The following is a 13,786-nucleotide window of genomic DNA, read 5'->3' as shown; positions in this document are numbered from 1 at the left end:
CTCGGCACCCGGTGCCTGGTGGGCGTTGCGACAGAACCGGGACACGACTTACACCGCCGTCGGACACGGGCTCGACAGCCTTGCGACCATGACCTCACCTGTTACGTCCACTGTGGATGCCCACGAGGTGCCGAAGAACCGCTTGCTCGGCGTGGACGCGGTCCGCGCGATCGCCATCATCGGCGTGTTCGTCATGCACTTCCCGATGACCGGCTGGCTGCACGCGGGGCCACCGGCGGAGTCACCGGGCTTCCTGCACTGGCTGAGCACCGAGACGTCGTCGCGCGCGATGACCTTGTTCGTGCTGCTCGCCGGTGTTTCCATCGCCCTGATGACAGGCGGCTCGAAGCCGTACACAGGTCGGCGGATGACCACCGCGCTCCTGCGCGTCGCGGTACGGGCGGTGGCACTTTTCCTGATCAGTCTCTGCATCGACGAGTTCGGCCCGTCGGTGATCGCGTACTACGCCGTGCTGCTGCTGTTCCTCATACCCTTCACACGGTTGCGCCCGCGGACCTTGTTCGCACTTTCGGCCGCGACCGTGCCGCTGGTGACGCTGTACCCGATCTGGGTGTTCACCACGCACACCGACTGGATGCGGGCCGAGACCCCCAACGGGCTCGCGGTGCTGACCCATCCCGGTCAGTGGGGCGACTACCTGTTCAGCCTGGTGTTCACCGGCGGCGGTTTCCAGACCGTCTACGGGGTCCCGCTGGTGCTGGCCGGTCTGGCGATCGGCAGGCTCGACCTGCGCAGCCAAGCGGTACGGCTGCGTATGCTGATCGTCGGCGCCTGTGTCGCGGTCGGCGCGTGCGTCGTGGCGTGGCTCGCGCTGTACCCGTTGGGTTTCTCGGCCGCCATCGACAAGGCCGAACCGCCGACGATGCCGTGGCAGGCGTTGTTCGCAATGCCGGGAGAGCGTTCGCTCTATGCGACAAGCGCCGTGGGTATCACGTTCATGGTCGGCGTCGCACTGCTGCTGCTCGGCGGTCTTCTGATGCTGACTGATCGGCGGAACTGGCAGCGCGTGCTGTGGCCGCTCGCCGCCGCAGGCGGCATGGCGATGACGTGGTACGCGGGGCATATCGTCTACCTGAAGGCGGTCGGGAATCCTCATGCCTATTCCGCCGTGTACTTCCTCGCGGTGGTCGCCGTGACGCTCGTGGTTTCAGTCCTGTGGCGCCGGTGGCTTCAGCGTGGACCTCTGGAGTGGCTGGTGCACAAGGTAATCGTCACCGTCGTGCCGGGACCGCGCCGGACTGCGGCTGTGTGACGAACGCGCCGACGGTGCACTTTTCGGCACCGTCGGCGTCTGGCGACAGAATCAGCCGGTGCACTCGAGCAGATCGGCCAAGTCGAGGGGTTCGCCCAACGCGTCGGACAACCCTTGCACCAGCGGTCTGAGCGATCCTGGTTCAGGTCTGGCATCTCCGGTCTCCCAGCGAGAAATCTGGTACCGCGAGAGACCACAGGCCTCGGCGAGCTCCCGCTGAGTCAGCCCGGCTCGCTCCCGCCACTCACGCAACCGGTTCCCGCTGAACGGAAGCCGCAGAGTCGATCTGGCCATCACCGTCACTCGTCAACTCCAGGAGTGGCCCACACGAGGTGCGGCGTGATGTTCGACCGAGCGGGTATGTAGTTGAGTGCGTTCTCCGGCTCGGCCAACAGGAACTGATTCCGACCATCCACTGTCGTCATGTACGCGCCGTCATCGAGCGTCATCCCCCACGCCACTATCTGCGCATCCGTCTGCTCACCGAACTCCAACACCACCGCGAACACCCGCGGCGCCTGATCCGCCACCATCTCGGCGATCAGGGCCTCGAACGCTCTGCCGCTCGGGCGACAGTGTGGCTTACCGGAGGACCGGTCGTTGTCGGTCAAGATCTTCATCTCCCTGAAGTCGTTCGTGACTCACGGAGACGCTATGTCCGCTACTGCGGACCACGGGGTACACTTTGTACCCTCACTCGACCGAGTTAAGCAGCAACACCGACACGCCTGCACAGACTCCGGACATCCTCACGCATTCCCGATGGCGGTCGTGCGTTCAAGTCGAGCAACATGTCACGAGCATGACCGTTGTACTTGATCGTTTCGTCGGCGACTCGCTCAGCTGAAGAAAGCATCGCGAACACCGATGCCCTTTCATCACGCTGATGATGTCCACGGGCAACCTCGATCAGGTGTCGGCTGCGCCGAGGCAACGAGGTGATCGAATCAGCATCGAAGGACTCCGCCGCCCGCAACGCTTCGCCAGGGCGACGCAACTCGACACCGATGGTCGTCATGTGCGCACTCATCACAGCCTGGGAGAAGGAGGTCTGGACATGACGGTATTCCGGACCAAGGCGCAGTGCCACGGCGTTGGCGCGCTCCCAGTGCTCCCATGCCGCACCGCTTCGACCGCGACGTGCGTGCACGTAGGCGATCTCAGCTTCCAGTGCGCCTGAGATCCCACGCCAGTCATCGGGAGAAGTGCCGAGGAAAGGTACGAGTTGCCGGATAGCATCCGTAGCCAACTGCACAGCCTCTTCCCACCGGCCAGCGTCGCGAAGCGCCTGCACCATGGCCCAGGCACCAGCCGCATGCGCGTAAGGATCGTCAGCCAATCGGGCTTCAGCCATCGCACGGTCCGCCACCATCCAGACCAGCTCAGGCGCAGGCTGATACGCGACGTAGAAGTCGGCCAATCGATAGACACCAGCCAAGACACGCCGGGCTTGACGCGCACTGTCAGCACTGGTCGCGCGGGCCGCGGTCTGTGCGTCGCGAATGAGATCGGGAAGCAATGCGCCCAATTGAGTGCGGTGGTCAGGACTCGCATGCCGCACAGCCCATGCCTGCTGCAGGCGCATCGCGAGGTGCTCAGTACTAGGAGAACGCGTAACCACCGGGGTGACCCGGTAGTCGGTCAGCGCCGATTGCACAGCCGACAGCGCGGCATGTCGTTGCCCTGCGAAGACACGGACTGGAACAGCGACACCGTCACCGGTGAGGACAGCGAGATCTTCGAGCTCAAGTGCCTGAGCAATCCGAAGCAGCAGGTCCAGGCGGGGAGCCCGCAACCGCCCGTTCTCCACTGCTTTCAACCATTCGGCGGTCTTCCCCACAAGACCTGCCAGGACCGGCCTGGACATTCCGGCACGTTCACGGAAGTGCTTGATCCGTGTTCCGACTGGTAGGACTGGGTCGATATCGAAGTTCATTGCACACCCCATCCACGCGGAGTCCGGTACCCAGACTAACGCTCAGGAGGATGTGTTGTCCGCCTGGCTCGGCAGGATCCACCCGGTCACTGTCTGGATGACGAACGCCTGCCATTCCTGGCTCTGCGGGTTCAGGTACTGCGGATCGTCATGCACCGCGAACCCGTGCTGCGCGCCCTCGATCTCCACCAGTTCATGCTCGATCCGAAGTTGTCGCGCAGCCGCACGCGACGCGTCGATCGACACGAACGTGTCGGCGGTGCCGTGAACGATCAGTGTCGGTGCTTCGATCTCGCCGAGTACGAGGTTCGGCCTGATCCAGAAGGCCTCGTTCAACACGGCCCGCCCGTGCTTCACGGTCGGCGAGTGGCTGAGGTAGCCCGTCTCCTTGAGTCGCAGGGCGGCATCGTCGTTCAGGTGGTCGTTTGCCCAGTGCGGCTTCTGGTCTATGTAGCGGTCTTTGTAGTTCAGCTGCGGGTTCAGTAGAACCAGTCTGGTCAGTTCTTCTGGCCTCTTGGCGGCGTAGTAAGCGCAGAGTCCACCACCAAAACTGGCCCCCAGCAGGCTGACCGCTTCGACACCGGTGGATTCGCGCAGGCGCGCAATGGCGACGCGGATGTCGTTGAGGTGCGCAGCCAGCGTCGCTTCTTGTTGCAGACCTTCGCTTTCTCCGTGGCCACGAAGGTCGTATCGAAGCGTCGACACTCCCGCGGTACCAAGGCCATCGGCGAGACGTGTGAAGAAGCCACCTTCTTCCCTGGTGACGCCGCCGCCATGGACGAACACAACACCCCGGCCAGACTTGGCTTCGGGCACAACCAATGTGCCGTCAAGGTACAGCCCGTCGAGCGTTCGGATGGAGGTGTTGGTGGTGTGGAGTGACACTGCTCCTCCTGTACGCGTCAGGAAAGTTCGAGAGCCTTGCGCATGGCTTCACGGGCGCGGCGGCGGTCGCCTGCGATGTCATAACCGTGAGCGAGGCGGAACCAAGCCCGCCAGTCCTCCGGGGCAGCCTCGACTTCCGAGCGGCGTTCTTCGAACCACGCGTCCGCCGCAGCACGGTCGACGCGACCGGAAGGCATACGGGGAAGGTCGGACGTGTCGGGCAGCGTGCCCTCGGCAGCGAGGCGTTTGGCCAACTGTTCGGTGCGCAGTCCGAACTGGATGGACGTGTACGCCACCCAGCACCCGATGAAAGGCAACAGCAGGACCCCGACGCCCAGGCCGATTCCCACCGCTGTCCCGGTTTCGATCAGTGCGATCGCCCGCCCGGACAACAACACGAAATACACCACCAGCACCGCTGTCAGCAGCAGTGCCGTTGTCCGGGCGGACGGCCTCATAGGTCCATCAGTTTGTCCAGGCCCACGAGCAGGCCTTGGTGGTTCACGATCGAACGCACCGCCAGCACCACACCGGGCATGAAGGAATTCCTGTCCATCGAGTCGTGGCGGATCGTCAGGGTCTCCCCTTCTCCGCCGAACAGGACTTCCTGGTGGGCGATCAGGCCCGACAACCGCACCGCGTGCACGCGGACGTCGTCCACCAGTGCGCCGCGGGCACCATCCGGGTCGTGGGTGGTGGCGTCCGGGGCTGGGCCGAGGCCTGCTGCCGCGCGGGCCGCGCCGATGAGGCGGGCGGTGTGGGCCGCCGTTCCCGATGGGGCGTCGGCTTTGCGGGGGTGGTGGAGTTCGATGATCTCCACCGACTCGTAGTACTTCGCCGCCAGCTCCGCGAAACGCATGGACAGCACCGCGCCGATCGCGAAGTTCGGGGCCACCAGCACGCCCACCTTCGGCGCTGCCGACAGCCACTCCGACACCGTCTCCAGGCGTTCCGCCGAGAAGCCGGATGTGCCGACGACACAGTGGATTCCGTTCTCCACCGCGTAGCGGACGTTGTCCATCACCGCGTCCGGGTGCGTGAAGTCCACGACGACCTCGGCGCCTGACAGCTCCGAGAGCGAGTCGCCCACGTCGACCTTCGCGACGACTTCCATGCCTTCCGCCGCGTCGACCGCACGGCAGACCTCGGCGCCCATCCGCCCCTGCGCACCAAGCACGCCAACGCGGATCGTCATCGCATCACCTCGTGAACCTCGACGGGCACGTCGTCGACGTGGTCGTACGGACCGACGACCGCGGCGGCCATCGGCCGCGACAGCAATTCCTTCGCCAGCAAGGCGATGTCCTCACCGGTCACCGCGTCGATCCGGTTGAGCGTCTCGCCGACGGTCAGGTAGTCGCCGTACGTCAGCTCGCCCTTGCCGATCCGAGACATCCGGGAACTGGTGTCCTCCAGGCCAAGTACGAGACCGCCGCGCAGCTGTCCCTTGCCCCGGGCCACTTCCGCGTCCGACAGCCCTTCCCGCGCCACGCGGGCCAGCACGTCGCGGATCACCGACGCCGTCTCGCCGAGGCGATCCGGTTGCACGCCCGCGTAAACCGAGAGATGACCTGTGTCCGAATAGGACGCTACCGATGAGTACACCTGGTACGCCAGGCCTCGCTTCTCGCGAACCTCCTGGAACAGCCGGGAACTCATCCCGCCGCCCAGCGCCGCGTTCAGCACGCCCAGCGTGAACCTGCGCTCGTCATGCCGGTCCAGGGCACGCACACCGAGCATCAGGTGCGTCTGTTCCGTGTCCTCCGTGTGCAGCACGAGCCGTGGCGCCGAAGGAATCCGAGCGCGGCCCTTGCGCGGAGCGATCGGAGCGACCTCGCCGACGAGGCGAGCCTTCAAGGCCTTACGCACCAAGCGGAGCACGTCAGCGTGCTTGATGTTCCCGGCGACCGCGAAGACCATCCGAGGCATCGTGTAGCGACGCTTGTAGAAGTTGTACAGCGCGGTGCGACTCAGCTCGGTGATGGACTTCTCCGACCCGAGCACCGGGCGGCCGAGCGTGTGGTCCGGCAGCAACGCCGCGCAGAACGCGTCGTGCAACAGGTCTTCCGGGTCGTCGTCGCGCATCGCGATCTCTTCGAGCACGACACTGCGCTCGGTCTCCATGTCGCGCTCGGTGCACAGCGCCTCGAACACCACGTCGCACACGAGGTCGACCGCCAGCGGCAGGTCCTCGTCGAGGACGTGCGCGTAGTAGCAGGTGTGTTCTTTCGCCGTGAACGCGTTCAACTCGCCGCCGACCGCGTCGATCTCCTCGGCGATCTGCATCGCACTACGCCGGGCCGTGCTCTTGAAGAGCAAGTGCTCCAGGTAGTGCGCCGCGCCGGCGACGGCGGGCTGTTCGTCGCGGGAACCGACCGCGACCCACATGCCCACCGACGCCGACCGCACACCGGGTACGTGCTCGGTCACCACTCGCAGCCCACCGGGCAGCAAGGTCCTGCGGACCTCGCCCGACTCGGTGCGCTCCAGCGTGCGAGTGGTGCCGGGCTTCTGCTGCAGTAAGCCGCGGGCACCGCCCGCGGCTTGCGAACTGCGAACCGTCACGTGGTCGCGGGCTCCTCTGCCGATGCCTTCTCGTCCGTCGCCGCCGTGGTGGCCTCGTCGGCCTTCTTCTCGGCGTCCTCTTCCTTCACCAGCACCAGGCTGATCTTGCCGCGCGAGTCGATGTCGGCGATCTCCACGCGGAGCTTGTCGCCGACCTTCACGACGTCCTCGACCTTGCCGATGCGCTTGCCGTTGCCCAGCTTGGAGATGTGCACCAAGCCGTCCTTGCCCGGCAGCAGGGAGACGAACGCGCCGAACGCCGCGGTCTTGACGACCGTGCCGAGGAAGCGCTCGCCGACCTTCGGCAGCTGCGGGTTGGCGATGGCGTTGATCTTGGAGATCGCCGCCTCCGCGGACGGGCCGTCCGCCGCACCGACGTAGATCGTGCCGTCGTCCTCGATCGAGATGTCGGCGCCGGTCTCCTCGGTGATCGAGTTGATCATCTTGCCCTTCGGCCCGATCACCTCGCCGATCTTGTCGACCGGGATCTTCACGCTGGTCACGCGCGGCGCGTAGGCGCTCATCTCGTCCGGCTTGTCGATCGCCTCGGCGATCACCTCGAGGATGGTCAGCCGGGCGTCGTACGCCTGCTTCAGCGCGGCGGCCAGGACCTCGGACGGGATGCCGTCGAGCTTCGTGTCCAGCTGCAGCGCGGTCACGAAGTCCTTGGTGCCGGCGACCTTGAAGTCCATGTCACCGAACGCGTCCTCGGCACCGAGGATGTCGGTCAGCGCCACGTACTCGGTCTTGCCGTCGACCTCGTCGGACACCAGGCCCATCGCGATACCCGCGACCGGGGCCTTCAGCGGCACACCGGCGTTGAGCAGCGACAGGGTGGACGCACAGACCGAGCCCATCGAGGTGGAACCGTTGGAGCCCAACGCCTCCGACACCTGACGCAGCGCGTACGGGAACTCGTCCCGCTTGGGCAGCACCGGAACCAGGGCACGCTCGGCGAGCGCGCCGTGGCCGATCTCGCGGCGCTTGGGCGAGCCGACGCGGCCGGTCTCACCGGTCGAGTACGGCGGGAAGTTGTAGTGGTGCAGGTAACGCTTGTGCGTCTCCGGCGACAGCGAGTCGATCTGCTGCTCCATCCGCAGCATGTTCAGCGTGGTGACACCCAGGATCTGGGTCTCGCCGCGCTCGAACAGCGCCGAACCGTGCGCCCGCGGGATCACGGCGACCTCGGCGGACAGCTGGCGGATGTCGGTCAGGCCACGGCCGTCGATGCGGACCTTGTCCCGCAGGATCCGCTGGCGGACCAGCTTCTTGTTCAGCGAACGGAACGCCGCGCCGAGCTCCTTCTCGCGGCCTTCGAACTCCTCGCGCTCGCCGACGGACTCGAGCACACCGGCCTTGACCTCGTCGATCGCGGCCTCACGGTCCTGCTTGCCCGCGATGGACAGCGCCTCGGCCAGCTTGACCGACGCGGCCGCCTCGACGGCCTCGTACGCGTCCGGCTGGTAGGCCGGGAACACCGGGAACTCGCCGGTGGCCTTGGCAGCCCGGTCGGCCAACTCCTGCTGGGCGTCGCACAGCGCGCGCAGGAACGGCTTGGCGGCCTCGAGGCCCTCGGCCACGATCTGCTCGGTCGGCGCGGTGCCGCCCTCACCGATCAGGTCGATGACGTTCTCGGTCGCCTCGGCCTCGACCATCATGATCGCCACGTCGTCGCCGACGTTGCGGCCCGCGACGACCATGTCGAACACGGCGGTCTGGAGCTGCTCGTGGGTCGGGAACGCGATCCACTGGCCCTCGACGAGCGCCACGCGCACGGCACCGACCGGGCCGGAGAACGGCAGGCCGGCGAGCTGGGTGGACGCGGACGCGGCGTTGATCGCCACGACGTCGTACAGGTCCTGCGGGGCCAGGCTCATCACCGTGACGACGACCTGGATCTCGTTGCGCAGGCCGTCCACGAAGGACGGGCGCAGCGGCCGGTCGATCAGCCGGCAGGCCAGGATGGCGTCGGTGGAGGGACGGCCCTCACGGCGGAAGAACGCGCCGGGGATGCGGCCGACGGAGTACATCCGCTCCTCGACGTCCACCGTCAGCGGGAAGAAGTCGAAGTGCTCCTTCGGGTGCTTCGACGCGGTGGTCGCCGACAGCAGCATGGTCTCCTCGTCGAGGTAGGCCACGACGCTGCCCGCTGCCTGCTTGGCGATGCGACCGGTCTCGAAACGGACCGTGCGCGTGCCGTACTTGCCGTTGTCGATCACGGCAGTGGTCTCGTGGACCCCAGCTTCCTGGGAGTCAGTCATGTAGTTGTTTCTCCTCGTCTAACGGGCCCGCGGTCGGAACTTCCGCCGTCGACGCGGTGTGGACGAGGCCGGTCTTCGATCGAAGCCCCCGGGTTCCTCTTTGCTACCCGGAAGCCACTACCGAGGACCGGCGCAGATACTGCCCCGTCCGCCAAGCCCTTCTTGTTCTTGTCAATGTGCGGAGGGGGAGCGGCCGTCAGCCGCTCCCCCTCCCGAGCTCACCTGCGGAGGCCGAGCCGCTGGATCAGCGACCGGTACCGCTGGATGTCCACCTTGGCCACGTAGTTGAGCAACCGGCGGCGGCGTCCCACCAGCAGCAGCAGGCCGCGGCGGGAGTGGTGGTCGTGCTTGTGCTCCTGAAGGTGCCGGGTCAGGTCGCTGATCCGCTTGGTCAGCAGCGCGACCTGCGCCTCGGGTGATCCGGTGTCCGAGTCGTGCAAGCCGTACTCGCCGAGGATCGTCTTCTTCTGGTCGGTGGTCAGCGCCACGCGTGTTCTCCTTGTTCTCTTCTCTGTCCCGTGAGGACGCCTCGTGAAGAGGCGTTAGTCGGTACCAGCCGCCACGGACCACAGCAGGACCCAACTACGAAGGGTATCAGGACCGATGCGCACGCAGGCAACCGAGCGGGCACCACACGCTCGGATCAGGCAGTTCACCACTGGGACCCATTCTACTGAATCCCGGCACTCGAACGCTCGTGCATATTTCCCGCAGGTCAGTAACCTGACCCGATGTTGAGTGCACTGCTCGCGTTCGCCGGTGTGGCGTTGCTCGCCGCGCTGGTGCCCGGCCCGGACACGGCCGTGGTGATCAAGAACTCGGTCTCGTCCGGCCGCCGGGCCGGGCTGCTGACAGCTCTGGGGTGCAGTACCGGCCAGCTGGCGTGGGGCGCGGCGTCGGTCGCCGGGATCGCCGCGGTGCTGGCCTCCTCCGTCGTCGCGTTCGCCGTCGTCAAGTGGGTCGGCGTCGCGTACCTCTGCTACCTGGGGACGCGCGCGCTGATCGCGGCTTTCCGGGGCTCACCGGCCCCGGACGCACCGCGGGCGGGACGGCCGGTCCGCAACGCCTACCGGGAAGGGCTGCTGACCAACGCCCTCAACCCGAAGACCGCGCTGTTCACGTCCGCGCTGCTGCCGCAGTTCATCACGCCGGGTTCGTCACCGCTGCTCGCGGTCGCTCTGGTGGCGACCACCGCCGTGGTGAGCTTCGGGTGGATGGCGATGTACTCGGTCGGCTTCTCCGCGATCGGGCACCTGCTGCGGCGGCCGCGCGTGCGGCGCGCCGTCGACGGCGTGATGGGCACGGTGCTCGTCGGGTTCGGGGCCAGGCTGGCCGCCGAGTAGCCGTGGGGGCTACCTGGGTCGTACGTCGCCCCAGCGTGCGGCAGGCTTGGTGACATGTTCACCAGGAGGACCGGGGCCGAGGTGCTCTACGTACTCGCGTGCCTGCCCCTGTGCCTGGTCGGCCTGGTGCTCATGCTCGCGCCGCTCGTCGTCGGCTCGGCGCTGTCGATCACGTTCATCGGGTTGCCGCTGGCCGCGCTCGGCTTGTTGATCGCGCGCGGTCTCGGCAACACCTACCGCAGCATGGCCAGGTCCCTGCTGAAGCTGGACATCACCAAGCCCGCCCCGCCCAAGCCACGGCGCGGCATCATCCCGGCGGTGCTCCTCGACGGGGCGAGCTGGCGAGCGGTGTTCTACGTCGTGCTCAAGGCCCCGCTCGGTGTGGCCACCTTCGTGCTGAGCGGAGCGTTCTGGCTGTACGGGCTGTTCATGCTCACGCATCTCACGTACTGGTTCGCGTTGGACGACAAGCTCGGCATGCCGTTCACCGACACCAAGATCGACACCTGGCCCAACGCCATCCTCCTGGCTCTCGTCGGAGTGCTGCTGCTGTTGGCCGCGCCGTGGGTGACGCGCGGCCTCGTGTTCATCGACCGGTTGTTGCTCAAGGGACTGCTCAGCGCGACGACGCTCAGCCAACGCGTGCGTGACCTGGAGGAAACGCGGGCACACGCCGTCGACGACGCCGCCGCGCGGCTGCGTCAGATCGAACGGGACCTGCATGACGGCACCCAGGCGCGCATGGTCGCGCTGGCGATGCACCTGGGCATGGTCAAGGAGGAACTGGAGGGCGACCCGGACCTGACCACGACCCGCAAGTTGGTCGACCTCGCGCACGCCAACGCCAAGGAAGCCCTCGTCGAGGTGCGTGACCTGGCCAGGGGCATCCATCCGGCCGCATTGGACAAAGGGCTGGACGCCGCACTGGCCACACTGGCCTCCCGCAGCCCGATCCCGGTGTCGCTGTCGGTGTCGCTGGACGAGCGGCCGCCGCAGGCGATCGAGATGATCGCCTACTTCTGCACGGCGGAGCTGCTCACCAACGTCGTCAAGCACTCGCACGCCACCAACGCGTCGGTGTCCGTCACCGCGCCGGGACCACGGATCGTGGTGTCCGACAACGGCATCGGCGGGGCGGCGGTGAAACCGGGCGCGGGGCTGGCCGGTCTGCGGGAACGTGTAGCCACAGTGGACGGAACGGTGACGGTGACCAGCCCGCGGGGTGGCCCGACCGAGGTCGTGATCTCATTCCCGGCATGAGGATCGTCATCGCGGAGGACAGCGCCGTGCTGCGGGACGGCTTGTCGCTGCTGCTGACCACACGCGGCCATGAAGTGCTGGCGACCGTCACCACCGGCGACGAGCTCACGGCCGTGGTCGCCGAACACGTCCCGGACATCGCCGTTGTCGACGTCCGGATGCCACCGACCTTCACCGACGAGGGTGTCCGCGCGGCCTTGGCCGTGCGGCAGTCGCACCCCTCGGTGGGACTGCTCGTGTTCTCCCAGCACATCGAGACGCGGTACGCGTCGGAACTGCTGGCAGGCGGGGCTCGCGGAGTCGGGTACCTGCTCAAGGACCGCGTGGCCGACGTGCGCGACTTCATGTCCGCGTGTGACCAGATCGCGGCGGGCGGGACCGTGCTCGATCCCGAGGTGGTGACCCAGGTCCTCGGCGCGAGCCGCCGGTCACAGGACCTGTCCGCGCTCACCGCCAGGGAACGCGAAGTGCTCGGCCTGATGGCCGAGGGCCGGACGAACACGGCGATCGCCAAGACGCTGTTCATCAGCGAGGGCTCGGTGGAGAAGCACATCAGCAGCATCTTCGCCAAGCTCGGCCTGCCACCGTCGGAAACCGACCACCGGCGGGTGCTCGCCGTGCTCCGGTACCTGGCGGAGTAAGGCGACAAGTATCAGACATCGGCTGTGGTCGATGCTGTTTCGAGCGAGTGAAGTGAGACGTATCGTTGTTTCTGCACGAAGGCTGAGCCACGACCTGTGCCATTGTGCGGTAGTGGCACCTTCAGCCGTCGATGGTCCGGGTGCCCGGGAGCGGTCAGCAGGAAGACTTGATAGCGGCCGCCCGTCCAACTGTCGATCGTCGAGTCGATCACCTTGGCGATCTTCCGGTCGTTTCGGTCCGTCGAGTCCCTCAGACGAGAGGCTGCGTCCCGCGACCATTCGACGTTGTCACGCCGGTGCGCCACAGCAGGAACCTCCGGCTTGATCTCCCGGTCCAGGTAGAAGGCGATGCGTTCGACCGGCCGGAAAGCCCGTCCGGGCTGGCACAGATAGGCACAGCAATCCTGGTAGACCTGCCATGCCTGCTTGGCAGGCACCACAACGGTGTCACAGGCCTTGATCGGCCGCTGCGCGTACACAGCCATCACATTGCCGCAACGCTCAAGCCACTTCGCCGCGTCCGCATCGATGCACGAGGCGAGCTCGATCGCCTGGCGATACTCGAACGGTATGTCCACATTGATCGTGGAATCGTGGTGAGCGAGCCGGTTTCGAAACCTACGCACACGCTCCACGGCGATTGCTATCTGCTTGCGCTTGCCCGACGAGTTCGGGAAGGCTCGATGGATACATTCCCGCCACAAGTCCTCGTACTTGGGGCCGATCAGTCCTGCCCAGAACCCGAAACTCAGCCCAGCGACGATCTGGTGACGGGACTCCTGCCCAAGTGGCCGAAGTCGCTCACGCACCACCGCCACGGCATCAGCAACATGTTCGCCACCAGGTGTGGGAAGCAAGAACCAGGGTATCCCGCATTGCTCCTCCCGAAAATGACTGCGGAGACAGCGGTCGAGCGCATTGCGCAGCAGGACTTCAAGGTGACCGACAACCTCGAAGGCCGCCGCCGCGACACGGGCACTCCACACGTAGAGTTCAAGCGCCGTTTCTCGGTCATTCTCCGCGGACTGGAGGTACGGCGTCATCCGCGGTTCGGAGAGCGTGCTCCACACTGCGGACACATCGATCTCGCCATCCGACATGCGGGGATGCTATCGTTGAGAGCGAACGCCCCAGTGTCGCCTCTGCCCGCACGCGCCTGGGGCTCCATTCTTGTCTGGAGCGGATAACGGGTGCTCACCAGCGAGATCTCACTCCGCACCTCGCCGACGACACATGCCACTTCGGCCTGAGCAGCGAAGTGATTCACTCCAATCGGTGAATGAGCCATCTCCTGACCGGCCCACATTCCAGGTCCGTCGATCCGGAACCCGGCACACGAGAGCGGGAAGCACATCAGCAGCATCTTCGCCAAGCTCGGCCTGCCACCGTCGGAAACCGACCACCGGCGGGTGCTCGCCGTGCTCCGGTACCTGGCCGAGTAGTTCACGCGTTCGATGAATGGACCGGCTTCCGGCTCGGTGCCACGCTGCCTCGTGTAACGCTTGACCTGTTGCCGCCGTACCCGCCCCGGCGGAACGCCAACGTGACCGAAGCCAGGTCGCACTCCCGCGCGTGGGCGCGCCGGGTCGGCCTCGTCGACAGCGCCGACCCGCGGTTCGCGA

General features: G+C 66.5%; 14 protein-coding genes and 1 pseudogene. 5 read left to right on the top strand and 10 right to left on the bottom strand.

Annotation, left to right across the window (positions count from 1 at the left end; all coding sequences use genetic code 11):
* Window positions 1-88 precede the first annotated feature (88 nt).
* Window positions 89-1,273, top strand: a complete 1,185-nt coding sequence (locus ALI144C_RS48460; protein ID WP_143231344.1) for a DUF418 domain-containing protein — start codon at window positions 89-91, stop codon at window positions 1,271-1,273.
* Between the two features lie 51 nt (window positions 1,274-1,324).
* Here ALI144C_RS48460 and ALI144C_RS59270 read toward each other — a convergent pair whose 3' ends face one another.
* The 9 genes from ALI144C_RS59270 to rpsO all read right to left on the bottom strand — a co-directional run bounded on the left by ALI144C_RS59270 (window position 1,325) and on the right by rpsO (window position 9,408).
* A complete protein-coding gene (locus tag ALI144C_RS59270) occupies window positions 1,325-1,567 on the bottom strand; it encodes a helix-turn-helix domain-containing protein (RefSeq protein ID WP_143231342.1) in 243 nt (80 codons plus the stop codon).
* 5 nt (window positions 1,568-1,572) lie between these two features.
* Window positions 1,573-1,893, bottom strand: a complete 321-nt coding sequence (locus tag ALI144C_RS48450) for a hypothetical protein (protein WP_083754050.1) — start codon at window positions 1,891-1,893, stop codon at window positions 1,573-1,575.
* A gap of 86 nt (window positions 1,894-1,979) precedes the next feature.
* A complete protein-coding gene (locus ALI144C_RS48445) occupies window positions 1,980-3,209 on the bottom strand; it encodes a helix-turn-helix domain-containing protein (RefSeq protein ID WP_076994057.1) in 1,230 nt (409 codons plus the stop codon).
* A 42-nt stretch (window positions 3,210-3,251) separates the two neighbouring features.
* On the bottom strand, window positions 3,252-4,094 hold the full coding sequence (locus tag ALI144C_RS48440; RefSeq protein ID WP_076994056.1) for an alpha/beta hydrolase: 843 nt from the start codon (window positions 4,092-4,094) through the stop codon (window positions 3,252-3,254).
* A gap of 17 nt (window positions 4,095-4,111) precedes the next feature.
* Window positions 4,112-4,552: a tetratricopeptide repeat protein gene (locus ALI144C_RS48435; protein ID WP_076994055.1), complete on the bottom strand. Its 441-nt coding sequence runs from the start codon at window positions 4,550-4,552 to the stop codon at window positions 4,112-4,114.
* The gene (dapB, locus tag ALI144C_RS48430) at window positions 4,549-5,289 is read right to left on the bottom strand and encodes a 4-hydroxy-tetrahydrodipicolinate reductase (RefSeq protein WP_076994054.1); all 741 of its coding nucleotides are present in this window, start codon (window positions 5,287-5,289) and stop codon (window positions 4,549-4,551) included. Before dapB ends, ALI144C_RS48435 begins: the two co-directional genes overlap by 4 nt.
* Window positions 5,286-6,659 carry a M16 family metallopeptidase gene (locus tag ALI144C_RS48425; protein WP_083754049.1) on the bottom strand — a complete coding sequence of 458 codons (1,374 nt, stop codon included), beginning with the start codon at window positions 6,657-6,659 and terminating at the stop codon, window positions 5,286-5,288. The genes dapB and ALI144C_RS48425 overlap by 4 nt, the downstream gene beginning before the upstream one ends.
* A complete protein-coding gene (locus ALI144C_RS48420; RefSeq protein ID WP_076994053.1) occupies window positions 6,656-8,920 on the bottom strand; it encodes a polyribonucleotide nucleotidyltransferase in 2,265 nt (754 codons plus the stop codon). Before ALI144C_RS48420 ends, ALI144C_RS48425 begins: the two co-directional genes overlap by 4 nt.
* A 218-nt stretch (window positions 8,921-9,138) precedes the next feature.
* Window positions 9,139-9,408 carry a 30S ribosomal protein S15 gene (gene rpsO / locus ALI144C_RS48415; protein WP_054294817.1) on the bottom strand — a complete coding sequence of 90 codons (270 nt, stop codon included), beginning with the start codon at window positions 9,406-9,408 and terminating at the stop codon, window positions 9,139-9,141.
* 243 nt (window positions 9,409-9,651) lie between these two features.
* Between rpsO and ALI144C_RS48410 the strand changes: the two genes are divergently transcribed.
* Genes ALI144C_RS48410 through ALI144C_RS48400 form a run of 3 tightly spaced genes read left to right on the top strand, consistent with a single transcriptional unit; the run spans window position 9,652 to window position 12,164 of the window.
* Window positions 9,652-10,263 (top strand): LysE family translocator, encoded by a 612-nt coding sequence (locus tag ALI144C_RS48410; protein ID WP_076994052.1) that lies wholly within the window; start codon window positions 9,652-9,654, stop codon window positions 10,261-10,263.
* Window positions 10,264-10,317: 54 nt separating this feature from the next.
* Entirely contained in the window at window positions 10,318-11,523 is a 1,206-nt protein-coding gene (locus ALI144C_RS48405; RefSeq protein ID WP_076994051.1) for a sensor histidine kinase, read from the top strand.
* Window positions 11,520-12,164, top strand: a complete 645-nt coding sequence (locus tag ALI144C_RS48400) for a response regulator transcription factor (protein ID WP_076994050.1) — start codon at window positions 11,520-11,522, stop codon at window positions 12,162-12,164. Before ALI144C_RS48405 ends, ALI144C_RS48400 begins: the two co-directional genes overlap by 4 nt.
* Window positions 12,165-12,175: 11 nt before the next feature.
* Here the strand turns inward: ALI144C_RS48400 and ALI144C_RS48395 are convergent, their stop codons facing one another.
* Complete coding sequence (locus ALI144C_RS48395) at window positions 12,176-13,264, bottom strand: hypothetical protein (RefSeq protein ID WP_076994049.1); 1,089 nt, start codon at window positions 13,262-13,264, stop codon at window positions 12,176-12,178.
* Window positions 13,265-13,510: 246 nt separating this feature from the next.
* Between ALI144C_RS48395 and ALI144C_RS56985 the strand changes: the two are divergent.
* A pseudogene (locus ALI144C_RS56985) lies at window positions 13,511-13,606 on the top strand (DNA-binding response regulator); the annotation flags it as partial.
* Window positions 13,607-13,786 lie beyond the last annotated feature (180 nt).

Source organism: Actinosynnema sp. ALI-1.44 (genome assembly GCF_001984155.1).
In the GTDB taxonomy this organism is placed as follows: domain Bacteria; phylum Actinomycetota; class Actinomycetes; order Mycobacteriales; family Pseudonocardiaceae; genus Kibdelosporangium.
The sequence above is the reverse complement of the archived record's forward strand: the minus strand, read 5'-3'. Positions and strand labels throughout refer to the sequence as shown.

Bases quoted from the DNA above. Each gene is read 5' to 3' on its own strand.
- ALI144C_RS48460 (WP_143231344.1), top strand. From the start codon at position 89: ATGACCTCACCTGTTACGTCCACTGTGGATGCCCACGAGGTGCCGAAG.
- ALI144C_RS59270 (WP_143231342.1), bottom strand. From the start codon at position 1,567: ATGGCCAGATCGACTCTGCGGCTTCCGTTCAGCGGGAACCGGTTGCGT.
- ALI144C_RS48450 (WP_083754050.1), bottom strand. From the start codon at position 1,893: ATGAAGATCTTGACCGACAACGACCGGTCCTCCGGTAAGCCACACTGT.
- ALI144C_RS48445 (WP_076994057.1), bottom strand. From the start codon at position 3,209: ATGAACTTCGATATCGACCCAGTCCTACCAGTCGGAACACGGATCAAG.
- ALI144C_RS48435 (WP_076994055.1), bottom strand. From the start codon at position 4,552: ATGAGGCCGTCCGCCCGGACAACGGCACTGCTGCTGACAGCGGTGCTG.
- dapB (WP_076994054.1), bottom strand. From the start codon at position 5,289: ATGACGATCCGCGTTGGCGTGCTTGGTGCGCAGGGGCGGATGGGCGCC.
- ALI144C_RS48420 (WP_076994053.1), bottom strand. From the start codon at position 8,920: ATGACTGACTCCCAGGAAGCTGGGGTCCACGAGACCACTGCCGTGATC.
- ALI144C_RS48410 (WP_076994052.1), top strand. From the start codon at position 9,652: ATGTTGAGTGCACTGCTCGCGTTCGCCGGTGTGGCGTTGCTCGCCGCG.
- ALI144C_RS48405 (WP_076994051.1), top strand. From the start codon at position 10,318: ATGTTCACCAGGAGGACCGGGGCCGAGGTGCTCTACGTACTCGCGTGC.
- ALI144C_RS48400 (WP_076994050.1), top strand. From the start codon at position 11,520: ATGAGGATCGTCATCGCGGAGGACAGCGCCGTGCTGCGGGACGGCTTG.
- ALI144C_RS48395 (WP_076994049.1), bottom strand. From the start codon at position 13,264: ATGTCGGATGGCGAGATCGATGTGTCCGCAGTGTGGAGCACGCTCTCC.